Origin of the sequence: Rhodanobacter sp. LX-99, assembly GCF_018599185.1 — a bacterium.
GTDB lineage: Bacteria > Pseudomonadota > Gammaproteobacteria > Xanthomonadales > Rhodanobacteraceae > Rhodanobacter.
This window is the reverse complement of sequence record NZ_JAHFVL010000001.1, coordinates 782,868-807,943: the sequence shown is the minus strand read 5'-3', so window position 1 is coordinate 807,943 and position 25,076 is coordinate 782,868. Positions and strand designations below refer to the sequence as shown.

Here is a 25,076-nt window from a genome sequence, read left to right as displayed (position 1 = left end):
GGCGAAAGCAGGCCGGCAAAAGAAAGCGCGGCCTGGCCGCGCTTTCTTCGGTCCCCCGATCTCCGGATCAGGTCAGAACTGGCTGCCGAAGGTGAACTGGATGCGCTCCTCGTAGTGGCGGTCCGCGTCCTTCGAGCGGAATGGCACGGCGAGGCTGATGATCAGCGGGCCGATCGGCGCCTGCCACTGCAGCGAGATGCCGGTGGACGCGCGCAGCTCGGAAGCATCGAAGCTCTTGTAATCCTTGTAGACGTTGCCGACGTCCATGAACCAGGACACGCGCGCGGTGTTGACGTCCTTCAGGAACGGCAGCGGCAGGAACACCTGCGCGGTGCCGAGCACCTTGAACGCGCCGCCGATGGGCTGCGCGTAATACGCGCCGTTGTTGCACATGCCGCCCGCGTTGGGAGTGCTGCCGTCGATGCAGACCCGCGGCCCCAGCGTGTTGTCCTGGAAGCCGCGCACGTCGCGCACGCCGCCGGCGTAGGAGTTCTGCCAGAACGGCAGGTCCTGGCGCATGTCGGTGATGATGTGGCTCTGGCTGGGGTTGTCGGCCTTGCTGGCCGCCGCCAGTTGATCGTAAGCCTCGTCGCTGATGCCGTTCTTGCCGTAGGTCTTGCCGTATTCGACCCGGCCATCCAGATACAGCACGAAACCCTTGCCGATCGGCCAGTAGTGGTTCGCCTCGGTAGAGAGCTTCCAGTACTGCACGGTCGAGCCGGGCAGGGCGACGTCGGTCGAGGCCGAGAGCAGGCCGCCGCGGGTCGGCGCCCAGTAGCCGTTGCGGGTGTCGTGGTTCCAGCCCAGCGTGCCGGTCCAGGTGTGGATGGTCTTGTTGCCGATCTCGTTCTGGTAGTCGATCAGCACCAGCGGGCTGTAGCCCGGGAACAGGTTGACCTTGTTGCTGCTGATGCCCAGGCCCACGCGCAGGCCGTCGGTCTCGCTGATCGGGATGCCGAGGTAGGTGGAGAAACTCTTCGCGCTGGTGGCGTAGTTCGCGAAATCGGTATTGCCGTAGTCGGTCTTCGAGTACGAGGCGCTGTAGCCGATGCCGATGCCGCTGTCGGTCAGGTAGGGGTTGTAGTAGTTGAGGCCGAGGCGGGTGTAGTAGGTGCTGCGCTCACCGCTGATCGAGAAGCTGTCGCCGCTGCCGAACAGGTTGTTCTGCGACACCGAGGCATTCAGGATGATGCCGGAGTACTGCGAATAGCCGATGCCGAACTGCATGCTGCCGGCGGACTGCTCCTCGACCTTGACCGTGACATCGACCTTGTCCTGGGTGCCCGGTACCAGCTTCTTGTCGATGTCGACCGTCTTGAAATAGCCCAGCCGCTGCAGACGGACCTTGGAGCGGTCGATCGCCGCCTGCGAGTACCAGGAGCCTTCGAGCTGGCGCATCTCGCGGCGCAGCACGCCGTCCTCGGTGCGCGTGTTGCCCTGGAACACCACCCGCCGCACGTATACGCGCTGGCCGGGCTCGACGTACAGGGTCAGGTCGACCGTGCGCTTTTCCTTGTCCAGCTTCGGGATCGGGGTGACCTTGGCGTAGGCGTAGCCGATATTGGCCAGCACCGCCTTGATCGCCTTGCTGCTGGCTTCGACCGCGGCGCGGTTGAAGGTTTCGCCGGCCTTGACGAAGACCAGCTGGCGCATGGTCTTCTCCGGCAGGATCAGCTCGCCGAGCAGCTTGACGTCGGCGACCTTGTAGATCTCGCCTTCCTTGATGCTGGCGTCGATGTACATCGCGCGCTTGTCCGGCGCAATGGCCACCTGGGTGGAGTCGACGCCGAAATCGGCGTAGCCGCGATCCATGTAGTAGGACTGCAGCTTCTCCAGGTCGCCGGAGAGCTTCTCGCGCGAATACTGGTCGTCCTTCGAATACCACGACATCCAGTTGGTGGTGTCCGATTCGAAGCCGTCGCGGATCTGCTTGTCGGTGAACGCGTGGTTGCCGAGGATGTTCAGTTCCTTGATCTTGGCCGCCTTGCCTTCGCGGATCTCGATCTCGACGGCGACGCGGTTGCGGTCCAGCCGGGTCACGTGCGGGTCGACCGACACGTTGTACTTGCCGCGGTTGTAGTACTGCCGGATCAGTTCCTGCTGCACGTTGTCCAGCGCCAGGCGGTCGAAGGTCTCGCCTTCGGTGAGGCCGATTTCCTTCAGGCCCTTCTTCAGGTCGTCGGTCTTGATGTCCTTGTTGCCGCGCAGGGTCAGCTTGGCGATCGAGGGCCGTTCGACCACCTTGATCACCAGGATGCTGCCTTCGCGGTCGAACTCGACGTCGCTGAAGAACTTGGTCCGGTACAGCGCGCGGATGGCCCGCTGGGCCCCGTCGTTGGTCAACTGGTCGCCCTTGTTGATCGGCAGGTAGTTGTACACGGTGCCGGCGGAAATCCGGCTGAGGCCGTCGATGCGGATGTCCGTCACCACGAACGGGTCGAACGCGAACGCATTGGCGGAGAGGGAGGCAAGCAAAATCAGCGCGGCGATACGCTTCATCGTCGGTTCCGTTGGGTTATTTCGATGGAGCGGCCAGCGCAGCCGCCCCGATCAACGCATGAGGCAGGGACAGGCCCTGCCTCGAAAGGGAATCCGCACCCCACCAGGGGAGTGCACGGGTTGACACGCCGCCGCGCCATGCTGCGGCTGGCGCAGGCAGGCGTGTCGTCGGCATGCTGCAGTCGCCGGGCATCGGCATCACGACAGCAGCATGCGGTGGATATCGTTGTAGAACGCCAGCCCCATAAGGGTGAACAGCAACGCCAGGCCGATGTACTGGCCCACGACCATCGCCTGCTCGCTGACCGGGCTGCCCTTGATCAACTCCACAAGATAATACAGCAGGTGTCCGCCATCCAGGACCGGGATCGGCAGCAGGTTGAGGATCGCCAGGCTCAGCGACACCAGCGCCAGGAACTGCAGGAACCAGGGCAGGCCCATGCTGGCCGAGGCGTTCGCCACTTCGGCGATGCCGATGACGCCGGACAGGTTCCGGGTCGAGGCCTCGCCGGTCAGCATCTTGCCGAGCATGCTGAAGGTCTGCGTGGTGTTGCGCCATGTGGTGCCGAACGAAGCGGCCAGCGCCTTGACCGGGCCGTAACTCACGGTGGCCGTTTCGGCCGGCGGGGCGCCGACGCCCATCACCCATTTCTGCGGCTGGCCTTCCAGCGATTCCCACTTGGCGGTGACGTCGAGCTGCTGCGGCCGGCCCGCGCGTTCGATGCCGATCGCCAGTCTGGGCGACTTGACGGCTTCGGCCTGCACCAGCTTGCCGAACGCGATGAAGTCGCTCACCGGCTGGCCGTTGACGCTGACGATGCGGTCGCCGCCCTGCATGCCGGCCAGCGCGGCCGGCTGGCCGGGCATCACGGTGGCGGCGATTGCCGGCGGCGGCGCCAGCTTCAGGCCGAGCTTGCCCAGGTACTGGCCCACGTCCTGGCCCGGCGGCAATTCGTCCAGCGGCAGCACCAGCTCGCGCGATCGCCCATCCTGGCCGCGCACGGTGAGCGGCAGCGGCGCGCGCCCGAGCAGGGCGTTGGCCACCACGTCCATCGAATCGGTCCAGGTGGTGACGGTGCGGCCATCGATGCTGAGGATGCGGTCGCCCGGCTGGATGCCGGCGCTGGCGGCGAGGCTCTGCGGCGCCGCGGTCACCACCGGCGCCACGTCCGGGCGGCCCAGCATGAACATCAGCCAGAACGCGACGATGGTGAAGATCAGGTTGAAACCCGGCCCGGCGGCGACGATGGCGATGCGCTTCCACACCGATTTGCCGGTGAATTCCTGCTCGCGCAGCGCGGGGTCGACCTCGCCCTCGCGCGCGTCCAGCATCTTGACGTAGCCGCCCAGCGGGATCGCGGCGATCTGGTACTCGGTGCCGTCGCGGCCGATGCGTTTCCAGATCGCGTTGCCGAAGCCGACCGAGAAGCGCAGCACCTTGACCCCACAACGGCGCGCGACCCAGTAGTGGCCGAATTCATGGAAGGTCACCAGCACGCCGAGCGTGACCAGCAACCAGAACACCGAGCCGAAGAAGGAAGTCATCAAGTACCGTGGCGAAAAGTCATCGAAGCAAGAATATCAGCAAGCATTGCGCAGAACGCGGCGAGCCGCCTCCCGGGCCGTGCGGTCGCGTTCACAAAGGGTTTCAACATCGACCACGGCTTGCGCCGGCAGTTCCGCAAGCACCGCCTCGACCACGTCGGCGATCGACAGGAACGGCAGCGCGCCGGCCAGGAACGCTTCCACCGCCGCCTCGTTGGCGGCGTTCAGCACGGCCGGGGCGTCGCCGCCGGCACGCAGTGCCTGGAACGCCAGCGCCAGGCAACGGAAGGTGACCAGGTCCGGCGGCTCGAACTGCAGCGGAGCGCAGGCGGCCAGGTCCAGCGACGGTACGCCGGATTCGACCCGCTCCGGCCACGCCAGCGCGTGCGCGATCGCGGTGCGCATGTCCGGGTTGCCGAGCTGGGCCAGCACCGAGCCGTCGACGTACTCGACCATCGAGTGCACCAGGCTCTGCGGGTGCACCACCACGTCGATCGCCGCGGCCGGCGCGCCGAACAGGTGGTGCGCCTCGATCACCTCCAGTCCCTTGTTCATCAGGGTGGCCGAATCGACCGAGATCTTGCGGCCCATCACCCAGTTCGGATGCTTGCAGGCCTGGTCCGGCGTGATGTCGGCCAGCTCGGCGCGCGTGCGTCCGCGGAACGGGCCGCCGGAAGCGGTCAGGATCAGCCGGCGCACGCCGCTGCGGCGCAGGTCGGGGCGCCCGCCCGGCAGGCACTGGAAGATCGCATTGTGTTCGGAATCGACCGGGATCAGCGCGCCGCCACCGGCGGCGACCGCTTCCAGCAGCAGCGGGCCGGCCATCACGATGGATTCCTTGTTCGCCAGCAGCAGGCGCTTGCCGGCGCGCGCGGCGGCCAGCGTGGATTCCAGCCCGGCGGCGCCGACGATCGCGGCGACCACGGTGTCGCACAGGTTGCCGGCGGCGGCTGCGGTCAGTGCGGCGTGGCCGCTGGCCACTTCGCAGCGCACGCCGGCGGCAGCCAGCCGGCGCGACAGGTCCGCTTCCAGCGCCGGGTCGGCGATCACCGCCAGGTCCGGCCGATGCCGCACGCACAGGGCCGCCAGCGCCTCGACCTGGCGATGCGCCGTCAGCACGCTGGCGCGAAAGCGCTCCGGGTGACGCGCGATGACGTCAAGCGTATTGCCGCCGATCGAACCGGTGGCGCCGAGAACGGCGATGTTGCGCATCTTCAGATGTCCAGCAAGAGCAGGCCGGCGGCGAACACCGGCAGCGCGGCGAACACGCTGTCCAGCCGGTCCATCAGGCCGCCATGGCCGGGGAAAATGGTGCCCGAATCCTTCACCTGGGCATGCCGCTTCATCAGGCTCTCGATCAGGTCGCCGACGATCGACACCGCCACCGTCATCGCGGCCAGCAGCGCCAGCGCCAGCAGCGCGGCGCCGCGCACGCCGAGCAGCCAGCCGCCGGCCTCGGCGACCAGCACGCCGGCCACCATCGCGCCGTACGCGCCGGCCCAGGTTTTGCCGGGGCTGATCTGCGGTGCCAGCTTGCGCTTGCCGAATGTACGGCCGCTGAAATACGCGCCGATGTCGGACGCCCACACGATCACCAGCGCGAGCAGGGTCCACCAGTGGCCGTGCGGCGCGCGGGCGTGGATGCTGACCAGGGCGACCCAGGTCGGGAAGATCACGAACGCGCCGGCGAGCAGCTTCAGCGCGAGGTTCTCGCGGGTCGGCGCCGCGGCGAACGCGAAATGGCGCAGCCACAGGCAGGCCAGCAGCCACCAGGCTATGCCGGCCGCCAGCAGCAGCGGGGTCAGCAGCGTGGCATGGGCGTGCCACAGCAAGGCGAACGCGGCCGCCGCCACGACGAGCAGGGTGATGCGCCATGGGCGGCTGTTCAGGCCGCTCAGCTCGGCCCATTCCCACCAGGCGGCCAGGAACGCCAGCGCAACGATGGTCGCGAAGATGCCGGTCGGCGGCAGCAGGATGATCAGGATCGCCAGCGGCGCGAGCACCAGGGCGGTGAGAATGCGCTGAAGCAGCATGGAAATCCTCAGGAAGTGGTGGCGACCTGCTCGCCGGTGCGGCCGTAACGGCGCTCCCGGCGGGCATAGTCTTCGATGGCCCGACGCAGGCAGGCCTGGTCGAAATCGGGCCACAAGGTATCGGTAAAGTACAGTTCGGCGTACGCGACCTGCCACAACAGGAAGTTGCTGATGCGGCACTCGCCGCCGGTACGGATGAACAGGTCCAGCGGCGGCAGTTCGGCCAGGCTCATCCACTGGCCAAGCCGGGCCTCGTCGATCTGGTCCGCGCGCAGCTCGCCGCGCGCCACCGCGGCGGCGGCCTGGCGGCTGGCCTGCACGATGTCCCAGCGGCCGCCGTAGCTCACCGCGATGTTCACCTGCAGCTTGTCGTTGCCGGCGGTGCGGGTCATCGCGGCCTGCATGCGCTCACGCAACGCCTCGTCGAACGCGGCCAGATCGCCGATGAAACGCAGGCGCACGCCGTGGCCATGCAGTTCGTCCACTTCCTTGTCCAGCGCGCGCACGAACAGACCCATCAGCGCGCCGACTTCTTCCTGCGGGCGCTGCCAGTTCTCGCTGGAGAAGGCGAACAGGGTCAGCGCCTGCACGCCCTCGCGCAGGCACGCCTCGATCACTTCGCGCACGGCCTTGCGGCCGGCGTTGTGGCCGAAGCTGCGCGGACGGTGACGAGCCTTGGCCCAGCGGCCGTTGCCGTCCATCACGATGGCGATGTGGCGCGGAACCTTGGCGGCTTCGGCGCCGGACATGATGGAAACGACGGCGCTCAGAGCGCCATCAGCTCCTCTTCCTTCGCCTTGACCACGGCGTCGACGTCCTTCACTGCGCGATCGGTGAGCTTCTGGATCTCGTCGTCGATGCGGCGGTCGTCGTCCTCGGTGATCAGCTTTTCCTTGAGCAGGTCCTTGACCTGCTGCAGGGCGTCGCGGCGCACGTTGCGGATCGCGATCTTGGCGTTCTCGCCCTCGTGGCCGACGTGCCTGGCCAGTTCCTTGCGGCGCTCCTCGGTGAGCGCGGGCATGTTCAGGCGGATCACGGTGCCGGCGGTGGTCGGCGTGATGCCCAGGTCGGAGGCCATCAGCGCCTTCTCGATCGGCGCCACCATGGCCTTTTCCCACGGCGTGATGATGATCGTGCGCGCGTCGGACAGCGACACCGAGGCGACCTGGGTCAGCGGCATGTCCGAGCCGTAGTAGGCGACCTTGATGCCGTCCACCAGCGCCGTGCTGGCACGGCCGGTGCGGATGCGGGTGAGGTCGTGCTTGAGTGATTCGATGCTCTTGCCCATGCGGGTCTGGGCGTCGTTCTTGATGTCGTTGAGCATGTGGCGCTTCCCGGTGAATCTGGCAACGTTCGATTATAGCAGCGGCAGGGAACGGGGCTTGCTGCGGCGCGGTCAGCCGCCGTCGACCAGGGTGCCGATCGACTCGCCGCGCATGATCCGCATCAGGTTGCCCGGCGCGGTCATGTCGTAGATGCGCAGCGGCATCTGCTGGTCGCGGCACAGCGCGATCGCGGCGGTGTCCATCACCTCCAGCTTGCGCTCGATCACGTCGTCGTAGCCGAGCCGGTCGTAGCGGGTGGCGTCGGCGTGCTTGGCCGGGTCGGCGGTGTACACGCCGTCGACCTTGGTCGCCTTCAGCAGCAGGTCGGCGCCGATCTCCACCGCACGCAGCGCGGCGGCCGAATCGGTGGTGAAGAACGGGTTGCCGGTGCCGGCGGCGAACAGCACGATGCGGCCCTTCTCGATGTGGCGGATCGCGCGGCGGCGGATGTAATCCTCGGCCACGTCGTGGATCTGGATCGCGCTGGTCACGCGCGCGAAGCCGCCGCGTTTCTCGATCGCGTCCTGCATCGCCAGCGCGTTCATCACGGTGGCCAGCATGCCCATGTGATCGCCGGTGACCCGGTCCATGCCGGCGGCGGCGAGGCCGGCGCCGCGGAAGATGTTGCCGCCGCCGATCACGATGCCGATCTGCACGCCGGCCTTCTGCACCTCGATGATCTCGTCGGCGAGCCGGCCGATCACCTTCGGGTCGATGCCGTAATCGGCCTCGCCCATCAGTGCTTCACCGGAGAGCTTGAGCAGGATGCGGCGGTACTTGGGCTGGTCGCTCATGGATTCTCCGGATTGTGTGGGGCAAACCGGCGCATTGTAGCGGAGAGCAGTGGTCGGGGACGAGGAGTGAGAAACGAGGGTGCGTGCCGCCAGGCTCCCGGCAACCGCGGAAATGAAAAGGGCCGCGGTTTCCCGCGGCCCTTGATTCGAAGCGCTGCCTTTTCTGAACAGTCCGGCCACGGGCCGGTTTGCCAGTTATTACCTCAGACCGGCCTGCTTCATCACTTCGGCGGCGAAATCCTCTTCCACCTTCTCGATGCCTTCGCCGACGGCCAGGCGGGCCACCGAGACGACGTCGGCGCCTTCCTTCTTCAGCGCCTCGGCCACGGTCACGTTGGTGTCCAGCACGTAGGGCTGGCCGAGCAGGGTCACTTCGGACACGATCTTGTGGATCTTGCCGGCGATGATCTTCTCCAGGATCTCGGCCGGCTTGGCCTTTTCCTTGTCGGACATCAGGCTCAGCGCGATCTCTTTTTCCTTGGCCAGGAATTCGGCCGGCACGTCTTCGGCGCGGATGTGTGCCGGGTTCATCGCCGCCACGTGCATCGCGATGCCCTTGGCCAGCTCCTCGGAGCCGCCCTTGAGCGCCACCAGCACGCCGATGCGGCCGCCGTGGATGTAGCTGCCGATCACGCCGTCGCTCTCGACGCGGGCCATGCGGCGCACGTCGATCTTCTCGCCGATGGTGGCGATCAGCGCCTTGGCGGCTTCCTCGACGTTGCTGGCGCCCGGATAGGCGGCAGCCTTCAGCGCGTCGACGTCGGCGGCGCCGGAGTTCAGCGCGACGTCGGCGACGGTGTCGCTGAACTTCAGGAAGCTGGCGTCCTTGGCGACGAAGTCGGTCTCGCAGTTGATCTCGACCAGCACGGCCTTGCCGGCGGCCTGGGCGGCCACGATGCGGCCTTCGGCGGCGACGCGGCTGGCCTTCTTGTCAGCCTTGGCCAGGCCGGACTTGCGCAGCCATTCCATCGCGGCGTCGATGTCGCCGTTGTTCTCGACCAGCGCCTTCTTGCATTCCATCATGCCGGCGCCGGACCGCTCGCGCAGCTCCTTGACCAGTTGTGCGGAAATATTGCTCATCGGTAATCCTCTAATGCTTGAATGCGCCGCAGCCACTCGTGGCTACGGCGCGGTTATCGCGTGCGGATGCGACGGCGGCGGTGAACGTCCGCCGTCGTCGCGCTTACTTGGCGGCAGGCGCGCCGTCGTTGCGCGGGCCGCGGCCGCCGTCACGGCCGCCGTCGCGGCGCGGGGCGCTCTTGCGCGGGGCGGCGTCGCGGCGCGGGGCCGGCTTGCGATCGATCTTGGCGACCGGGTTGCCTTCCTCGTCCAGCTCGACGAAGTCGTTCGCGTCGCCCTGGGCGGCGGCCGGCGCGGCAGCCTTGCCTTCGAGGATCGAGTCGGCGGCGGCACGGGCGTACAGCTGGATCGCGCGGATCGCGTCGTCGTTGCCCGGGATCGCGTAGTCGACCAGTTCCGGGTTGTAGTTGGTGTCGACCACGGCGATCACCGGAATGCCGAGCTTCTTGGCTTCCTGCACGGCGATGTCTTCGTGGCCGATGTCGATCACGAACAAGGCATCAGGCAGGCGGTTCATGTCCTTGATGCCGCCCAGCGAGGCCTGCAGCTTCTCGCGCTCGCGGCGGCGGGCCAGCACTTCGTGCTTGACCAGCTTGTCGAACGAACCGTCGGTCTCGGCCGCTTCCAGTTCCTTCAGGCGCGAAACGGACTGCTTCACGGTGCGGAAGTTGGTCAGCATGCCGCCGAGCCAGCGCGAGGTGACGAACGGCATGCCGGCGCGCGCAGCTTCCTCAGCCAGCGGCTCGCGGGCCGAACGCTTGGTGCCGACGAACAGGATGGTGCCGCGCTTCTGCGCCAGGCCCGACAGGAAGTTCATCGCGTCGGTGAACAGCGGCAGGGTCTTTTCGAGGTTGATGATGTGGATCTTGCCGCGGGCGCCGAAGATGTACGGGGCCATCTTGGGGTTCCAGTAACGGGTCTGGTGACCGAAATGGACGCCCGCTTCGAGCATCTGGCGCATGGTGACTTGGGCCATGGTGTAACTCCGAATTGTATGGGCTCGACGAGCCCGGGGGTTGGGACCTCCACGCATCCCCGGCTTCGACCGCGACTGGCCCGATTTTTGGTGGGCGTGCCGCAGCACCCCGAAGGCGGTGCCGATGCGTGTGTGGCGTTGGTTTGGGTGTTGTACCGCTGCGGGTTACAATCCCGGTTCGCTTTGCGCCGGCCGACCACGAAACGGACACGTCAGCCCTGCAAAACTCCGAAATTGTAGCCGGTATGCCGGCGGCGCGGCAAGTTGCTGGATTTCAAGGACTTCTGCCGCCATATGAGTGGAACACATGGCCATTACCCTGAAATCCCCCGAAGACCTCGAAGGCATGCGCGTCGCCGGCAAGCTGGCGGCCGAAGTGCTGGCGATGCTCAAGGAGTACGTCAAGCCCGGCGTCACCACCGAGGAGCTGGACCGGCGCGCCTACGAGCACATCGTCAACGTGCAGAAGGCGATCCCCGCCAACGTCGGCTACCACGGCTTCCCCAAGACCCTGTGCACCTCGGTCAACCACGTGATCTGCCATGGCATCCCGAACGAGGGCAAGGTGCTCAGGGACGGCGACATCGTCAACCTCGACGTTACCGTGATCAAGGACGGCTGGCACGGCGACACCAGCCGCATGTACATCGCCGGCACCCCGTCGGTGCTGGCCAGGCGGCTGGTCGACACCACCTTCGAGGCCATGATGCGCGGCATCCAGGCGGTACGCCCGGGCGCCACGCTGGGCGATGTCGGCCATGCGATCCAGCAGCATGCCGAGGCGGCCGGTTTCTCGGTGGTGCGCGAGTATTGCGGGCACGGCATCGGCAAGGTCTACCACGACGAGCCGCAGGTGCTGCACTACGGCAAGCCCGGCACCGGCATCGAACTGAAGAAGGGCATGACCTTCACCGTCGAGCCGATGATCAACGCCGGCAAACCGCAGACCCGCCAGCTGCCGGACGGCTGGACCGTGGTGACCAAGGACCACTCGCTGTCGGCGCAATGGGAGCACACGCTGGCGGTGACCGACGACGGTTTCGAGATCCTCACGCCCTGGCCGGATGCCTGAGAGCCGGGATGACCAGACGTTCGTCTGTTGAAAGCCGGGAGTAGGGATTCGGGATTCGGAAGAGCGGTGTTGCCGCCAGGGTACGGCATCTGCCCGGTGCGGCGTGGCAGACTGGTGATCCTTCTCCGCTGTCCCGGGCCCCGCCAATGAGCGTCGTGCTTCCGCCCATGCCGCGCCTACCGTCCGCCGTGCCGCGCTCGGGCGTTTCGGCCGAGGCGCGGCAGGCCTTGCGGCAGTTGCTGGGCGACGTCGACCGCGCGCTGGCCACCGCGTTTCGCGATGGCGCCGACGCCAGCGCGCTGGCGCGGCGCCGGGGCGAGTCGGTGGCGCGCATCGTGGCGCACGTATGGATGGCCTGCCTCGGCGAGGTGACCGGAGCGGCGCTGTTCGCGGTCGGCGGCTTCGGCCGTGGCCTGCTGTTTCCGTACTCGGACGTGGACCTGCTGGCCCTGGTGCAGGCGCCGGAACCGGCGCGCCTGCGCGCGCTGGAGCAGTTCTTCGCCACGCTGTGGGACGTCGGCCTGAAGGTCGGCCATGCAGTGCGCGATCCCGCGCAGTGCCGCGCGCTGGCCGCGCAGGACGCCAGCGTGTTCACCAGCCTGCTGGACGCACAGCGGCTGGCCGGCGATCCGGCGTTCGATGCGCGGCTGCGGGCCATCGTCGAGGACCCGGCGCTGTGGCCGCCGCAGGCATACCTGGCTGCCCGGCTGGCCGAGCGCAATGCGCGGCATGCCCGCTTCGACGACACCGCCTACAACCTCGAACCGAACCTCAAGGACGGGCCGGGCGGCCTGCGCACGCTCGATTCGCTGCGCTGGATGGGGCGGCGGCTGGCGCATGCGAACGACTTGCCCGACATGGTGGTCGAGGGCTTGCTCGATCCCGCCGAACAAGCCGCGCTGGAGCAGTCCGAAGCCGTCCTGCGCCGCTACCGCTACGCGTTGCACCTGGAGGCGGGCCGGGCCGAGGAACGGCTGCTGTTCGACTACCAGCGGGCGCTGGCCGCGCGGCTGGGCTTCGAGGACGAGCACGAGAAGAACCTCGGCGTCGAGCAGTTCATGCAGGGCTATTACCGCGCCGCCAGCCAGGTCGAGCGGCTCGGCGTGCAGGTGGCCGAGCGCTTCGAGGAGATGCTGGAACTGCCGGACGAAGCGGTGCCCGTGGGTGTCGATTTCATCCGCTACGGCAAGCGTCTGGCGGCGCGTGACCCGCAGCTTTTCATGCGCCGGCCGGCGGCCCTGGTGGAGATCTTCATCGCCCGCATGGACCAGCCCGGCGTGCTCGGTTTCAGCGCCGACACCATGCGCCGCATCCACCAGGCCACCGCCGCCCATGGCGATGCGCTGGCCGACGAGCGCGAGGTGCTGGCCGTCTTTCTGCAACTGCTGCGGCGTGGTGCGCCGGCGGTGGAGGCGCTGTGGCGGATGAACCGGCACGGCCTGCTGGCGGCGATCCTGCCTGCGTTCGGCAAGGTGTTCGGGCGCATGCAGTACGACCTGTTCCACGTCTACACGGTCGACGAACACACCTTGCGCGTGCTGCGCAACCTGGCGCGCTTCGCCGACCCGTCGGCGCAGCGCGAGTTTCCGCTGGGTTGCGAAATCTGGGCCGGCCTGCCGGTACCCGAGGTGCTGCTGCTGGCGGGACTGTTCCACGACATCGCCAAGGGCCGCGGCGGCGACCACTCGGTACTGGGCGAGCAGGACGCGCGCGCCTTCTGCACCCGGCTCGGCTTGCCGCCCGGCGATGTCGAGCGGGTGGCCTGGCTGGTGCGCTGGCACCTGCTGATGAGCACCACGGCGCAGCGCCAGGACATCACCGATCCGGACGTGGTGCACCGGTTTGCGGAAGTCGTCGGCAATCGCGAGCGGCTCGGCCAGCTGTACCTGCTGACCATCGCCGACATCATCGGCACCAGTCCGCGGCTGTGGAACGGCTGGAAAGACCGCTTGCTGGCGGACTTGTACACCAGCACCCGCTATGCCTTGCGCAGCGACGTGGAACTGCCGCGCGACATCGGCGTGCGCGTGCACGAGTGTTCCGAATATGCGCTGGCGCTGCTGTTGAACGAGGGCCATGCCGAGGCCGACGTGATGCGCGTGTGGGCCGACTTTCCCCAGCTCAGCTTCCTGCGTCATCGGCCCGAACAGATCGCCTGGCAGACCACGGCGATCCTGCGCGCGCAGGGGGCGCTGCCGCTGGTGGCGGTGCATCCGCTGTCGGTGCGCGGCAGCACCGAGCTGTTCGTCTACACGCCCGATCGCGACGGCCTGTTCGCCACCGTCACCGCAGTGCTGGACCGGCTGCGCTTCTCGGTGATGGAGTCGCGCATCCTCAGCTCGCCAACCGGGATGGCGCTGGACACCTTCCTGCTGCTCGACGCAGACAGCCAGCAGCCGGTCAGCGCGGCGCGTGCGGAGGAACTGCAGCAGCGGCTGCAGCGCGCCCTGGCGCAATCCGCCGGCGTGCAGCCGAGCAAGCGCGGCATGTCGCGCCACCAGAAACACTTCCAGATGACCCCGAAGATCAGCTTCCACGCCGCCGGCGACCGCACCCAGCTGGCCCTGGTCGGCACCGATCGTCCCGGCTTGCTGGCCGCGGTGGCCCAGGTGATGCTGGCCACCGGGGTGCGCGTGCACGACGCGCGCATCGCCACCTTCGGCGAGCGGGTGGAGGATTTCTTCCAGATCACCAACCGCCACGATGCGCCGCTCGATGCGGCCCAGCAGGACCGCCTGCTGCATGCACTGCTGGAGCGCATCGGGCCGGCGCGGGATTGACCGGCGATCCCCGCGCTATCATCGCGAGTGCTGCGCGTCGCAGCGGCCACGCGTCCTTGCCATGACCTATCTGCTGATCAAGTCGCTGCACCTGTTGTTCGTCATTGCCTGGATGGCCACGGTGTTCTACCTGCCGCGGATCCTGGTGAACCTGGCCGAAGCGGCGCATGAGCCGGCGGTGCTGGTTCGGCTGCAGTTGATGGGGCGGCGGCTGTACAAGTTCGGCCACAACATGTTCGGCATCGCGTTCCTGTTCGGGTTGGCCCTGTGGCAAGGCTGGCGGGTATTTCCGCGGGCGTTGCCGAACGTCACCGCCGGTACGCACTGGATCGACGCCAAGCTGACCCTGGTCGCCGTGTTGCTGGCCTACTTCATCTGGGCCGGGCGCGTGCTCAAGCGCAGCGAGAAAGGTGGTGCGCTGCCGTCCTCGCGCACGCTGCGCTGGCTCAACGAGCTGCCGGTGCTGCTGTTGCTGGGCGTGATCTTTCTGGTGATTGCCAAGCCGTTCTAGGATAGAAACGGGAAAGAGGAGCGAGAGGCGAGCAGGGCCATCTCTCGTTTCTCACTCCTCTCCACTCACTTCCCGTAGTACTCCCGATACCACTTGACGAAGCGCGCCACCCCATCCTCGATCGAGGTGTTCGGCGCGTAGCCCACGTCGCGGCGCAGCGCCGACACGTCGGCCCAGGTATCGGGAACGTCGCCCGGCTGCATCGGCAGCAGGCGTTTCTCGACCGTGCGCCCGAGGTTCTGTTCCAGCAGCTCGATGAAGCGCAGCAGCTGCACCGGCTGGTCGTTGCCGAGGTTGTAGACGCGGTACGGCGCGCTCGACGTGCCGGGATTCGGCCGTTCGGCGTCGTACGCCGGATTGGGTTCGGCCGGGTGGTCGAGCGCGCGGATCACCCCCTCGACGATGTCGTCGATATAAGTGAAGTCGCGGCTGTGGTGGCCGAAGTTGAATACGTCGATCGGCTCGCCGCGGCTGATCCGGTCGGCGAACAGCATCGGCGACATGTCCGGCCGGCCCCACGGCCCGTACACGGTGAAGAAGCGCAGACCGGTGCTGGGCAGGCCGTACAGGTGGCTGTAGGTATGCGCCATCAGCTCGTTCGCTTTCTTGCTGGCGGCGTACAGGCTGACCGGATGGTCGACCGCGTCCTCCACCGCGAACGGCAGCTTGCGGTTGGCGCCGTAGACCGAGCTGGAGGAGGCGTAGACCAGATGCTCCACGCCGCCGTGGCGGCAGGCCTCGAGGATGTTGACGAAGCCGACCAGGTTGCTTGACACGTAGGCCTGCGGGTTCTGCAGCGAATAGCGCACGCCGGCCTGCGCGGCGAGGTTCACCACGCGCTGCGGCTTGAACGTGGCGAACGCGCGATTCACCGCCTCGGCGTCGGCCAGGTCGGCGCGCTGATGGATGTAGTTCGGATGATCGGCGAAGCGCGCCAGGCGGGCTTCCTTCAATGCCGGATCGTAGTAGCTGTTGTGGTTGTCGTAGCCATGGACCGTGTCGCCGCGCGCCAGCAGGCGCTGCGCCAGGGCGGCGCCGATGAAGCCGGCGGTGCCGGTAACCAGGATGCGCATGGAGTGTCCTCGGGAGATCGCGGGCATTCTACCGCCCGGGCACAACCGGCAAGGCTGCGTCGGGCGAGGATTGACAGGCAATCTGGGCTAAACTAGCGTTTCGATATCGTCCAAGACCCGAGGTGGCCCGCGCTTGCGCCGGCCGAGTGTGCGACATGGCAACTACCCGCTTCCACAACTGACCGCCACCACGCCTTCGTTTACAAAAAAAAGGGCGTCATGCCCTTTTTTGCTTTTCCAGAGAAGCTTCCATGATTGAAATCACGCTACCCGACGGCAGCAAGAAGCCGTTCGATCATCCTGTCACCGTGCAGGACGTGGCCGCCTCGATTGGCGCCGGCCTGGCCAAGGCGACGCTGGCCGGCAAGGTCGACGGCAAGCTGGTCGACGCCAGCTTCCCGATCGAGCACGACGCCAGCCTGCAGATCGTCACCGAGAAGAGTCCCGAGGCGCTGGAAATCCTGCGCCACTCCACCGCGCACCTGATGGGCCAGGCGGTGCAGCGGCTGTTCCCGGGCGCACAGGTCACGATCGGTCCGGTGATCGAGAACGGCTTCTACTACGACTTCGCCTACGAGCGCCCGTTCACCCCGGACGACCTGCCGAAGATCGAGGCGGAGATGCACAAGATCGTCGACGAGCAGCTGCCGGTGACGCGCAGCGTGAAGTCGCGCGACGAGGCGGTGGCGTTCTTCCGCGGGCTGGGCGAGAGCTACAAGGCCGAGATCATCGAGGGCATTCCGGCCAGTGAAGATCTGTCGCTGTACTCGCAGGGCGAGTTCACCGACCTGTGCCGCGGCCCGCACGTGCCGAACACCGGCAAGCTGCATTCCTTCAAGCTGATGAAGGTGGCCGGCGCGTACTGGCGCGGCGATTCCAGCAACGCGATGCTCAGCCGCATCTACGGCACCGCCTGGCTCAACGACAAGGATCTGAAGGCTTACCTGTACCAGCTGGAGGAGGCCGAGAAGCGCGATCACCGCAAGATCGGCAAGCAGCTCGACCTGTTCCACCAGCAGGAGGAAAGCCCGGGCATGGTGTTCTGGCACCCGAACGGCTGGGCGATCTGGCAGCAGGTCGAGCAGTACATGCGCGGCGTCTACAAGAAGAGCGGCTACCAGGAAGTGCGCTGCCCGATGGTGCTGGACGTGTCGCTGTGGAAGAGGTCCGGGCACTGGGACAACTACAAGGAGAACATGTTCTTCACCGAGTCGGAGAAGCATACGTTCGCGCTGAAGCCGATGAACTGCCCGGGCCATGTGCAGGTGTTCAACACCGGCCTGCACAGCTATCGCGAGCTGCCGATCCGCTACGGCGAGTTCGGCGGCTGCCATCGCAACGAGCCGTCCGGCGCGCTGCACGGCATCATGCGCGTGCGGGCGTTCACCCAGGACGACGGCCACATTTTCTGCACGCCGGAGCAGGTCGAGGAGGAAGTCACCGCGTTCCATCGGCAGGCGATGAAGGTGTATGCCGACTTCGGTTTCACCGACCTGGCGATCAAGCTGGCGCTGCGGCCGGACAAGCGCATCGGTTCCGACGAATTCTGGGATCGCACCGAGGAAATGCTGCGCCGCGCGCTGCGTGCCGCCGGCGTGGAATGGGAGGAATTGCCCGGCGAGGGCGCGTTCTACGCGCCCAAGATCGAGTACCACCTGAAGGACTCGATCGGCCGCGCCTGGCAGGTCGGCACCATGCAGGTCGATTTCATGATGCCCGAGCGCCTCGACGCCGAATACGTCGACGAGCACTCGCAGAAGCGGCATCCGGTGATGCTGCACCGGGCCATCGTGGGCTCGATGGAGCGTTTCATCGGCATCCTGATCGAGCATCACGCCGGCCTGTTGCCGGCCTGGCTGGCCCCGCTGCAGGCGGTGGTGCTCAATATCACCGACGCGCAGGCCGATTACGTCCGCGAAGTGACGCAAGCCCTTGTCGACAAAGGTTTCCGGGTACAATCGGATTTGCGCAACGAGAAAGTCGGCTATAAAATCCGCGAGCATACGCTGCAGAAGGTGCCTTATCTTCTCGTGATCGGTGATCGCGAGAGGGAAACGGGTGCCGTTTCTGTGCGTACCCGTTCCGGCGAAGACCTGGGCAGCATGCCGCTGGCCAGCTTCGTCGAACGGCTGGAGACCGAAATCCGGCGCTGAGCGCCGGGCGTTGATGGATATTCAAGCGGTGCAGGATGCACCGCACGCGGATCGGGCTCGCCCGATCCGGCGGAGCCGGTTCCGGACATGTGCCGGAGCCGGCGAGTCGAAGAGATGCGGGAAAGCATCTCTTCGACATTGTGCAAACACTTCTGGAGGATCGTGGTATCGCTACCACCGACAACAAGGGCAATCGTCGTAACCTGGAAATCCGCGTGCCGCGCGTGCGCGTGATTGGCGCTGACTCGGAACAGCTTGGCATTCTCAGCCGTGACGAGGCGCTGAGCCTGGCGCAGGAAGCAGGCATGGATCTGGTCGAGATCCAGCCGAACGGCGACCCGCCGGTCTGCCGCATCATGGATTACGGCAAGTTCAAGTTCGAAGCCCAGAAGAAGGCGCAGGCCGCCAAGAAGAAGCAGAAGCAGGTCGAAATCAAGGAAGTGAAGTTCCGCCCGGTGACGGACGTGGGCGACTACCAGATCAAGCTGCGCAACATGCTTCGCTTCCTGGAAGAGGGCGACAAGGTCAAGGTCACCATCCGCTTCCGCGGCCGCGAGATGTCGCACCAGGACCTGGGCCAGAACCTGGCCAGGAAGATCCAGGAAGACGTCGGCGAGAACGGCCAGATCGAGTCGTTCCCGCGGCTGGAAGGGCGCCAGATGGTCATGATGATCGGGCCCAAGAAGAAATAAGCCGCCATCAGTGCGTCGGAGCCCGCTTGCGGGCGACGATCTTTCGCGTCGCATCGCGTGAAAGCGGCTGTTCCATTGGGCTGCGCGGCAAGCCCCGCACCCTCGCCTCAATCCTCTCGCCCGCAAGGGGCTCCCAAGGTCGCCGCAGGGAGAGGAGGCAGTGGTCAGCACTTCGTGCTGGCGTTGAGCTTTATGAACCCGTATGATTACGGGTTCGACCCGCCTGGATGGGTCGTGCACCGATCGTGGCAGGACGGAAAGCGTGGCCAGATCCCTTCGGGGGTGCCGCCACCGCCAGATCAGTCAGAAACCGGGGCTGTCCGCGCAGGACGAGCCCCCATACAAGGAGCATTACCATGCCCAAGATCAAGACCAACCGGGCGGCTGCGAAGCGTTTTCGCAAGACCGCATCGGGCAAGATCAAGTGCGGCCACGCGTTCAAGTCGCACATCCTGACCAAGAAGTCGACCAAGCTCAAACGTGGTCTCCGTGCACCGAACCACCTCAAGGCGTGCGACGCCCCGGGCGTGGCTCGCATGCTGCCGTACTTGTGAGGAGATAGACCATGGCTCGTGTAAAGCGTGGCGTTACCGCCCGTCGTCGTCACAAGAAAATCATCGGCCGCGCCAAGGGCTACTACAATGCCCGCCGCAAGGTCTTCCGCGTTGCCAACCAGGCCGTCATCAAGGCCGGCCAGTACGCCTACATCGGCCGCAAGCAGCGCAAGCGCCAGTTCCGTGCGCTGTGGATCGTCCGCATCAACGCCGCCGCGCGCATGTTCGGGCTGTCCTACAGCCGTCTGATCAATGGCCTGAGCAAGGCCGGCATCACCGTCGACCGCAAGGTCCTCGCTGACATTGCCGTGCACGACATCAAGGCGTTTGAAGTGATCGCCGAGAAAGCGAAGGCCAGTCTGGCCGCTTGATCGTCGGACGCTTCTGCGTCAGCGCGATATGATGTAAAGCAAGCGGGGAGGAGGCCAACGCCTCCTCCCCGTTTTCGTTTTTGTGGGGTCCTCAAGTGGAAATCGTATCGATGGACGACCTGGACAGCCGCGCCGCGCAGGCGCTGGCCGATATCGACAAGGCCGACACGCTGGAGGCGCTCGATGCGCTGCGCGTCGGGCTGCTGGGCAAGAATGGCATCGTCACCGCCGCACTGAAGACGCTTGGTGCACTGGCGCCGGATGAACGCAAGGCGCGCGGCGCCGAAGTGAACCGCGTGAAGGATCGGCTCGCCGACGCGCTGGCCGCGCGCAAGCAAGTGCTGGAGCAAGCCGAGCTCGATCGTCGCCTCGCCTCCGAGAAACTCGACATCAGCCTGCCGGGGCGCGATGGCGAGCGCGGCGGCATCCATCCGATCACCCGCGCGCTGGAACGTATCGCGTCGATCTTCGCGCGGCTCGGCTACCAGCGTGCCGACGGCCCGGAGATCGAGGACGACTGGCACAACTTCGAGGCGCTGAACTTCCCGCCGCACCATCCGGCGCGCGCCATGCACGACACCTTCTACTTCGGCGACGGCCGCCTGCTGCGCACGCACACCTCGCCGGTGCAGATCCGCAGCATGGCCGGCCGCCAGCCGCCAATCCGCATCATCGCGCCGGGCAAGGTCTACCGCAGCGATTCGGACCAGACCCACTCGCCGATGTTCCACCAGATCGAAGGCCTGCTGGTCGACGAAACCTCCAGCTTCGCCGATCTGAAGGGCACCCTGGCCGAGTTCATCCGCGCGTTCTTCGAGCGCGATTTCGAGATGCGTTTCCGCCCCAGCTACTTCCCGTTCACCGAGCCTTCGGCCGAGGTGGACATCCGCTGGGATGCGGAGGACGGCTCCACCCGCTGGCTGGAAGTGCTGGGCTGCGGGATGGTGCATCCGAACGTGCTGAAGAACTGCGGCATCGACCCGGAGCGCTACACCGGATTCGCGTTCGGCCTCGGCGTGGAACGCTTCGCCATGCTGCGCTACGGCGTGTCCGACCTGCGCGCGTTCTTCGAGAACGACCTGCGTTTCCTCAAGCAGTTCGCCTGATCGCATCCAGGAATCCACAAGCATGAAATTCTCCGAGAACTGGCTGCGCGAGCTGGTCGAGATCAAGGCCGACCGCGCCGAACTGGCCCACGCGCTGACCATGGCGGGACTGGAAGTGGAAGAACTCACGCCGCTTGGCGACGGCCTGGATGGCGTGGTGGTGGCCGAGATCGTCGCTGCCGAAAAGCACCCGCAAGCCGATCGGCTGCAGGTGTGCAAGGTCGATGCGGGGCAGGGCGAGCTGCTGCAGATCGTCTGTGGTGCGCCCAACGCACGCGTCGGCATCAAGGTGCCGTTGGCGACGGCCGGCGCGACTCTTCCCGGCGGGGTTTCCATCAAAGCGGCGAAGCTGCGCGGCGTCGAGTCGTTCGGCATGCTGTGTTCGGCGAAGGAGCTGGGCATCGACGCCGACGCCTCCGGTTTGCTGGAGCTGCCGGTGGATGCTCCGGTCGGCCAGGCGCTGGCCGACTACCTCGGCCTGCCCGACGCCAGCTTCGAGCTCAAACTCACCCCGAACCGGCCCGACTGCCTCGGCCTGGTCGGCCTGGCGCACGACGTGGCCGCATTGTTCGGCAGCACGGTGAAGGTGCCGGTACAAGCGGCAGCGCCGGTTGCCGGTACCGCACGTCGCGGCATCCGGCTGGAAGCGGGCAAGGATGCGCCGCGTTATCTCGGCCGCATCGTCGAGGGCATCGATCCGGCCGCGCGCACGCCGCTGTGGCTGGCCGAACGCCTGCGCCGCGCCGGCCTGCGCCCGATCAGCGCGGTCGTCGACGTCACCAACTACGTGATGCTCGAACTGGGTCAGCCACTGCACGCCTTCGACAACGACGCGCTCGAGGGCGACATCGTGGTGCGCCATGCGCGTGCCGGCGAGACGCTGAAACTGCTCGACGGCAGCGAGGCGAAGCTGGATGACGGCTTCGTGCTGATCGCCGACGAGAAGAAACCGCTCGCGGTCGCCGGCGTGATGGGCGGCTTCGACTCGCGCGTCACCGACGCCACGCACAACATTTTCCTGGAATCCGCGCACTTCGCGCCGGCCGCGATCATGGGCCGTGCACGCAAGCTCGGCCTGCACACCGATGCCTCGCACCGCTTCGAGCGAGGCGTCGATCCGGAACTGCCGCGCCGCGCGCTGGAGCGCGCCACCGAATTGCTGCTGGCGATCGTCGGCGGCAAGGCCGGGCCGGTGCTGGCGGCGGAGAACCTGGCCGACCTGCCGGTGCCGGCGGCGGTGACCTTGCGCCGCGCGCGCCTGAAGCGCGTGCTCGGCGTGGAGGTGGCGGATGCCGAAGTGGCGCGCATCTTCACCGCGCTGGGCATGCAGGTGGCAGCGACGACCGACGGCTGGCAAGTCACCGCGCCGAGCAGCCGCTTCGACATCGAGCGCGAGGAGGACCTGATCGAGGAGGTCGCGCGGATCTTCGGCTACGACAACATCCCCACCGCGACGCCCGCCGGCGCGCTGACCCTGGCGATCGAGCCGGAGGCGCGCATCGGCGAGCTGGCGCTGCGCGAACAGCTGGCTGCGCGCGGCTACTACGAGGCGGTGAATCTGTCCTTCGTGGCGGCCGACCTGCTGGCGGATTGGGGTTTCACCGAGCGTCTGGTGCCACTGGCCAATCCGCTGTCGGCCGATCTGGCCGTGATGCGGCCATCGCTGCTGCCGGGGCTGATCGAGGCGTTGCGCCACAACCGCGCGCGCCAGCAGGAACGGGTGCGGCTGTTCGAGGTCGCACGGGTATTTGGTGCAGGCGATCCCCCGGTGGAAACGCCGAGCCTGGCCGTCGTGGCCTGCGGCCATGCCCGTGCCGAGCAGTGGGGCGAGCCGGCGCGGGCGCTGGATTTCCATGACCTCAAGGGCGACCTGGATGCCTTGATCGCCTGGGGCGGCGAGCCGCAGCGCTGGTCGGTGCATGCCGATGGCCTGCCGGGCTGGCTGCACCCGGGACGTGGCGCGCGGGTGGTGCGCGATGGCGCGACCGTGGGCTATCTCGGTGCGCTGCATCCGCAGCTGGCCAAGGCACTGGACCTGGCCGCCGACGTGCACGTGCTGGAGCTGGCGCTGGAGCCGCTGCTGGCGCGCCGCCTGCCGCAGGCACGGGCGGTGCCGAGGTTCCCCACGGTACGCCGTGACATCGCAGTGGACCTGCCGGAAACGGTCAGCTGGTCACAGATCGAGCAGGTGGTTCGTCACACGCTGGGCGAGCGGCTGAAGGAATTGCGCCTGTTCGACCGTTACAGCGGCAAAGGAGTCGAAGCGGGCCGAAAAAGTCTCGCTATGGGCTTGATTTTACAGGACGCTTCACGCACGCTTACCGACGATGACGCGGACCGTTGCGTACATGAAGCGATAGCTGCGTTGGGGCAATCATGCAAGGCAAAGCTGCGAGGGTGAAATGGCGCTGACCAAGGCGGAAATGGCCGAGCGGCTTTTCCTCGACGTGGGCCTCAACAAGCGCGAGGCGAAGGAATTCGTGGACGCCTACTTCGAGGTGGTCCGCGGAGCACTGGAAAGCGGCGAACAGGTGAAGTTGTCCGGTTTCGGCAATTTCGATTTGCGGTTGAAGAACCAGCGGCCAGGACGCAACCCGAAAACCGGCGAGGAGATTCCAATCTCCGCCCGGCGCGTGGTGACGTTCCGACCGGGACAGAAACTCAAGGTAAGAGTCGAGGGCTATGCTGGATCAAGGGAATAACACCGAACTGCCTGCCATCCCGGCCAAGCGCTACTTCACCATCGGTGAGGTCGGCGAGTTGTGCGGTGTGAAGCCCCATGTGCTGCGCTACTGGGAGCAGGAGTTTCCTGCGCTCAATCCGGTCAAGCGCCGCGGCAACCGCCGTTACTACCAGCGCCACGACGTGCTGATGATCCGCCAGATCCGCTCGCTGCTGTACGACGAGGGTTTCACCATCACCGGCGCGCGCGCGCGGCTGGAAGGCCCGCAGGCACGGATGGAGGCGAGCATCTCGCACCAGATCGTGCGCCAGGTGCGGATGGAACTGGAAGAAGTGCTGACCCTGCTGCGCCGCTGAAGGCTTCCGGACGCGCCGCACAAGCTGCTAGACTTGCCAGCTTGCCGTAGTCGGGGCGTAGCGCAGCCTGGTAGCGCATCTGCCTGGGGGGCAGAGGGTCGTCGGTTCAAATCCGGCCGCCCCGACCAATTCGGTGAAGCATGATGACGGCGCCCTTGGGCGCCGTTGTCGTTTCCACGCCGGGTCCTTCGCAGGTGCGCGCGCTCAATACAACACGCGGCTGCGCAGCGTCCCGGGAATCGCCGCCAGTTTCGTCTTCAGTTCGCTGGCCTGGGCCTCGTCGGCGCTGACGTCGATCACCACGTAGCCCACTTCGCCGTCGGTCTGCAGGAACTGCGCGTCGATGTTGATGTTGCCGGCCGAGAACAGTTCGTTGATGCGCGACAGCGTGCCCGGCACGTTGCGGTGGATGTGCAGCAGGCGGCGGCTGTGCGGGTGTTCGGGCAGGGCGACTTCGGGGAAATTCACCGCCGACAGGGTGGAGCCGTTGTCGCTGTAGCGGACCAGCTTGCTGGCGACCTCGATGCCGATGTTGTCCTGCGCCTCCAGCGTGCTGCCGCCGATGTGCGGGGTCAGGATCACGTTGTCCAGGCCGATCAGCGGCGAGACGAAGGGATCGTCGTTGCCTTTCGGTTCGAGCGGGAACACGTCGACCGCGGCGCCGGCCAGGTGGCCTGCGCGCAGCACCGCGGCCAGCGCGTCGATGTCCACCACGCTGCCGCGCGAGGCGTTGATCAGCATCGCGCCGGCGCGCATCTTCGCCAGTTGCTCGCGGCGGATCATCAACTGCGTGGCGGGGGTTTCCGGCACGTGCAGGGTGACCACGTCGGCGCGTTCCAGCAGTTCGTCCAGGCTGGACACGGCGCGCGCATTGCCCAGCGCCAGCTTGGTCTCGATGTCGTGGAAGATCACCCGCATGCCCAGGCTCTCGGCCAGCACGCCGACCTGGGTGCCGATGTGGCCGTAGCCGACGATGCCGAGCACCTTGTCGCGCGTCTCGTAGCTGCCGCTGGCCGACTTGGCCCAGCCGCCGCGGTGGCATAGCGCGTTCTTCTGCGGGATGCCGCGCAGCAGCATGATCGCCTCGGCGATCACCAGCTCGGCCACGCTGCGGGTGTTGGAATAAGGTGCGTTGAATACCGGCACGCCGAGCTTGCGCGCCGCGCCCAGGTCCACCTGGTTGGTGCCGATGCAGAAGCAGCCCACCGCGATCAGCCGCTTGGCCTGTGCCAGCACTTCGGCGGTGAGCTGGGTGCGCGAGCGGATGCCGACGATGTGCGCGTCGCCGATGCGCCGCTTGAGCTCATCCTCCGGCAGCGATTTCGCATGCAGCTCGACCTGGCTGTAGCCGGCGCGGCGGAAGTTCTCGACCGCACTGGCGCTGACGCCCTCCAGCAGCAATACCTTGATGTCCTGGCGGGGGTAGGAGGTCTGCATGCGTCGGTCCTGGCTGGGGTGGAGCGCCTACTATGC

22 protein-coding genes and 1 tRNA gene are annotated in these 25,076 nt (G+C 66.8%); 12 read left to right on the top strand and 11 right to left on the bottom strand.

Annotated elements, in window-relative coordinates:
* Positions 1 to 72 precede the first annotated feature (72 nt).
* The 9 genes from bamA to rpsB all read right to left on the bottom strand — a co-directional run bounded on the left by bamA (position 73) and on the right by rpsB (position 10,252).
* A complete protein-coding gene (gene bamA / locus KK131_RS03910) occupies positions 73 to 2,499 on the bottom strand; it encodes an outer membrane protein assembly factor BamA (RefSeq protein ID WP_214555412.1) in 2,427 nt (808 codons plus the stop codon).
* Between the two features lie 198 nt (positions 2,500 to 2,697).
* Entirely contained in the window at positions 2,698 to 4,044 is a 1,347-nt protein-coding gene (gene rseP, locus KK131_RS03905; protein WP_214555411.1) for an RIP metalloprotease RseP, read from the bottom strand.
* Positions 4,045 to 4,080: 36 nt separating this feature from the next.
* Positions 4,081 to 5,256: a 1-deoxy-D-xylulose-5-phosphate reductoisomerase gene (locus KK131_RS03900; RefSeq protein WP_214555410.1), complete on the bottom strand. Its 1,176-nt coding sequence runs from the start codon at positions 5,254 to 5,256 to the stop codon at positions 4,081 to 4,083.
* 2 nt (positions 5,257 to 5,258) lie between these two features.
* The gene (locus tag KK131_RS03895) at positions 5,259 to 6,077 is read right to left on the bottom strand and encodes a phosphatidate cytidylyltransferase (RefSeq protein WP_214555409.1); all 819 of its coding nucleotides are present in this window, start codon (positions 6,075 to 6,077) and stop codon (positions 5,259 to 5,261) included.
* Positions 6,078 to 6,085: 8 nt separating this feature from the next.
* Complete coding sequence (gene uppS / locus KK131_RS03890) at positions 6,086 to 6,826, bottom strand: polyprenyl diphosphate synthase (RefSeq protein ID WP_214555408.1); 741 nt, start codon at positions 6,824 to 6,826, stop codon at positions 6,086 to 6,088.
* A 17-nt stretch (positions 6,827 to 6,843) separates the two neighbouring features.
* Positions 6,844 to 7,401, bottom strand: coding sequence for a ribosome recycling factor (gene frr, locus KK131_RS03885; protein ID WP_214555407.1), 558 nt, complete (start codon positions 7,399 to 7,401; stop codon positions 6,844 to 6,846).
* Between the two features lie 72 nt (positions 7,402 to 7,473).
* Complete coding sequence (pyrH, locus tag KK131_RS03880) at positions 7,474 to 8,196, bottom strand: UMP kinase (RefSeq protein ID WP_214555406.1); 723 nt, start codon at positions 8,194 to 8,196, stop codon at positions 7,474 to 7,476.
* A gap of 198 nt (positions 8,197 to 8,394) precedes the next feature.
* Positions 8,395 to 9,276, bottom strand: a complete 882-nt coding sequence (tsf, locus tag KK131_RS03875; RefSeq protein WP_214555405.1) for a translation elongation factor Ts — start codon at positions 9,274 to 9,276, stop codon at positions 8,395 to 8,397.
* A 103-nt stretch (positions 9,277 to 9,379) separates the two neighbouring features.
* Positions 9,380 to 10,252, bottom strand: a complete 873-nt coding sequence (gene rpsB, locus KK131_RS03870; RefSeq protein ID WP_214555404.1) for a 30S ribosomal protein S2 — start codon at positions 10,250 to 10,252, stop codon at positions 9,380 to 9,382.
* Positions 10,253 to 10,559: 307 nt separating this feature from the next.
* Between rpsB and map the strand changes: the two genes are divergently transcribed.
* The 3 genes from map to KK131_RS03855 all read left to right on the top strand — a co-directional run bounded on the left by map (position 10,560) and on the right by KK131_RS03855 (position 14,615).
* Positions 10,560 to 11,324 carry a type I methionyl aminopeptidase gene (map, locus tag KK131_RS03865; protein WP_214555403.1) on the top strand — a complete coding sequence of 255 codons (765 nt, stop codon included), beginning with the start codon at positions 10,560 to 10,562 and terminating at the stop codon, positions 11,322 to 11,324.
* 167 nt (positions 11,325 to 11,491) lie between these two features.
* The gene (gene glnD / locus KK131_RS03860; protein WP_250887130.1) at positions 11,492 to 14,104 is read left to right on the top strand and encodes a [protein-PII] uridylyltransferase; all 2,613 of its coding nucleotides are present in this window, start codon (positions 11,492 to 11,494) and stop codon (positions 14,102 to 14,104) included.
* A gap of 61 nt (positions 14,105 to 14,165) precedes the next feature.
* A complete protein-coding gene (locus tag KK131_RS03855) occupies positions 14,166 to 14,615 on the top strand; it encodes a CopD family protein (protein WP_214555401.1) in 450 nt (149 codons plus the stop codon).
* A gap of 65 nt (positions 14,616 to 14,680) precedes the next feature.
* Here KK131_RS03855 and KK131_RS03850 read toward each other — a convergent pair whose 3' ends face one another.
* Positions 14,681 to 15,688: an NAD-dependent epimerase gene (locus KK131_RS03850; protein ID WP_214555400.1), complete on the bottom strand. Its 1,008-nt coding sequence runs from the start codon at positions 15,686 to 15,688 to the stop codon at positions 14,681 to 14,683.
* A 251-nt stretch (positions 15,689 to 15,939) separates the two neighbouring features.
* Between KK131_RS03850 and thrS the strand changes: the two genes are divergently transcribed.
* The 9 genes from thrS to KK131_RS03805 all read left to right on the top strand — a co-directional run bounded on the left by thrS (position 15,940) and on the right by KK131_RS03805 (position 23,731).
* On the top strand, positions 15,940 to 17,841 hold the full coding sequence (gene thrS / locus KK131_RS03845; RefSeq protein ID WP_214555399.1) for a threonine--tRNA ligase: 1,902 nt from the start codon (positions 15,940 to 15,942) through the stop codon (positions 17,839 to 17,841).
* Positions 17,842 to 17,993: 152 nt separating this feature from the next.
* A complete protein-coding gene (gene infC / locus KK131_RS03840; protein ID WP_214556641.1) occupies positions 17,994 to 18,533 on the top strand; it encodes a translation initiation factor IF-3 in 540 nt (179 codons plus the stop codon).
* Between the two features lie 356 nt (positions 18,534 to 18,889).
* Positions 18,890 to 19,087, top strand: a complete 198-nt coding sequence (rpmI, locus tag KK131_RS03835) for a 50S ribosomal protein L35 (RefSeq protein WP_008213504.1) — start codon at positions 18,890 to 18,892, stop codon at positions 19,085 to 19,087.
* An 11-nt stretch (positions 19,088 to 19,098) separates the two neighbouring features.
* The gene (rplT, locus tag KK131_RS03830; RefSeq protein ID WP_056386711.1) at positions 19,099 to 19,458 is read left to right on the top strand and encodes a 50S ribosomal protein L20; all 360 of its coding nucleotides are present in this window, start codon (positions 19,099 to 19,101) and stop codon (positions 19,456 to 19,458) included.
* 110 nt (positions 19,459 to 19,568) lie between these two features.
* Entirely contained in the window at positions 19,569 to 20,564 is a 996-nt protein-coding gene (gene pheS, locus KK131_RS03825) for a phenylalanine--tRNA ligase subunit alpha (protein ID WP_149364270.1), read from the top strand.
* Positions 20,565 to 20,586: 22 nt separating this feature from the next.
* Complete coding sequence (gene pheT, locus KK131_RS03820; RefSeq protein ID WP_214555398.1) at positions 20,587 to 22,965, top strand: phenylalanine--tRNA ligase subunit beta; 2,379 nt, start codon at positions 20,587 to 20,589, stop codon at positions 22,963 to 22,965.
* A 1-nt stretch (position 22,966) separates the two neighbouring features.
* Positions 22,967 to 23,266 carry an integration host factor subunit alpha gene (gene ihfA / locus KK131_RS03815; protein WP_149364272.1) on the top strand — a complete coding sequence of 100 codons (300 nt, stop codon included), beginning with the start codon at positions 22,967 to 22,969 and terminating at the stop codon, positions 23,264 to 23,266.
* Complete coding sequence (locus tag KK131_RS03810; RefSeq protein ID WP_056386704.1) at positions 23,247 to 23,603, top strand: MerR family transcriptional regulator; 357 nt, start codon at positions 23,247 to 23,249, stop codon at positions 23,601 to 23,603. Before ihfA ends, KK131_RS03810 begins: the two co-directional genes overlap by 20 nt.
* Positions 23,604 to 23,654: 51 nt before the next feature.
* Positions 23,655 to 23,731: transfer RNA gene (locus KK131_RS03805), tRNA-Pro, on the top strand.
* A 76-nt stretch (positions 23,732 to 23,807) separates the two neighbouring features.
* Here KK131_RS03805 and serA read toward each other — a convergent pair.
* Entirely contained in the window at positions 23,808 to 25,040 is a 1,233-nt protein-coding gene (serA, locus tag KK131_RS03800; protein WP_214555397.1) for a phosphoglycerate dehydrogenase, read from the bottom strand.
* Between the last annotated feature and the right edge of the window lie 36 nt (positions 25,041 to 25,076).

What these genes read in the sequence shown, in the direction of transcription:
- serA (WP_214555397.1), bottom strand. Translation starts at nt 25,040, where the DNA reads ATGCAGACCTCCTACCCCCGCCAGGACATCAAGGTATTGCTGCTGGAG.
- KK131_RS03855 (WP_214555401.1), top strand. Translation starts at nt 14,166, where the DNA reads ATGACCTATCTGCTGATCAAGTCGCTGCACCTGTTGTTCGTCATTGCC.
- KK131_RS03895 (WP_214555409.1), bottom strand. Translation starts at nt 6,077, where the DNA reads ATGCTGCTTCAGCGCATTCTCACCGCCCTGGTGCTCGCGCCGCTGGCG.
- KK131_RS03810 (WP_056386704.1), top strand. Translation starts at nt 23,247, where the DNA reads ATGCTGGATCAAGGGAATAACACCGAACTGCCTGCCATCCCGGCCAAG.
- pyrH (WP_214555406.1), bottom strand. Translation starts at nt 8,196, where the DNA reads ATGAGCGACCAGCCCAAGTACCGCCGCATCCTGCTCAAGCTCTCCGGT.
- rpmI (WP_008213504.1), top strand. Translation starts at nt 18,890, where the DNA reads ATGCCCAAGATCAAGACCAACCGGGCGGCTGCGAAGCGTTTTCGCAAG.
- thrS (WP_214555399.1), top strand. Translation starts at nt 15,940, where the DNA reads ATGATTGAAATCACGCTACCCGACGGCAGCAAGAAGCCGTTCGATCAT.
- KK131_RS03900 (WP_214555410.1), bottom strand. Translation starts at nt 5,256, where the DNA reads ATGCGCAACATCGCCGTTCTCGGCGCCACCGGTTCGATCGGCGGCAAT.
- uppS (WP_214555408.1), bottom strand. Translation starts at nt 6,826, where the DNA reads ATGTCCGGCGCCGAAGCCGCCAAGGTTCCGCGCCACATCGCCATCGTG.
- glnD (WP_250887130.1), top strand. Translation starts at nt 11,492, where the DNA reads ATGCCGCGCCTACCGTCCGCCGTGCCGCGCTCGGGCGTTTCGGCCGAG.
- tsf (WP_214555405.1), bottom strand. Translation starts at nt 9,276, where the DNA reads ATGAGCAATATTTCCGCACAACTGGTCAAGGAGCTGCGCGAGCGGTCC.
- frr (WP_214555407.1), bottom strand. Translation starts at nt 7,401, where the DNA reads ATGCTCAACGACATCAAGAACGACGCCCAGACCCGCATGGGCAAGAGC.
- pheS (WP_149364270.1), top strand. Translation starts at nt 19,569, where the DNA reads ATGGACGACCTGGACAGCCGCGCCGCGCAGGCGCTGGCCGATATCGAC.
- rplT (WP_056386711.1), top strand. Translation starts at nt 19,099, where the DNA reads ATGGCTCGTGTAAAGCGTGGCGTTACCGCCCGTCGTCGTCACAAGAAA.
- KK131_RS03850 (WP_214555400.1), bottom strand. Translation starts at nt 15,688, where the DNA reads ATGCGCATCCTGGTTACCGGCACCGCCGGCTTCATCGGCGCCGCCCTG.
- map (WP_214555403.1), top strand. Translation starts at nt 10,560, where the DNA reads ATGGCCATTACCCTGAAATCCCCCGAAGACCTCGAAGGCATGCGCGTC.
- bamA (WP_214555412.1), bottom strand. Translation starts at nt 2,499, where the DNA reads ATGAAGCGTATCGCCGCGCTGATTTTGCTTGCCTCCCTCTCCGCCAAT.
- pheT (WP_214555398.1), top strand. Translation starts at nt 20,587, where the DNA reads ATGAAATTCTCCGAGAACTGGCTGCGCGAGCTGGTCGAGATCAAGGCC.
- rpsB (WP_214555404.1), bottom strand. Translation starts at nt 10,252, where the DNA reads ATGGCCCAAGTCACCATGCGCCAGATGCTCGAAGCGGGCGTCCATTTC.
- rseP (WP_214555411.1), bottom strand. Translation starts at nt 4,044, where the DNA reads ATGACTTCCTTCTTCGGCTCGGTGTTCTGGTTGCTGGTCACGCTCGGC.
- ihfA (WP_149364272.1), top strand. Translation starts at nt 22,967, where the DNA reads ATGGCGCTGACCAAGGCGGAAATGGCCGAGCGGCTTTTCCTCGACGTG.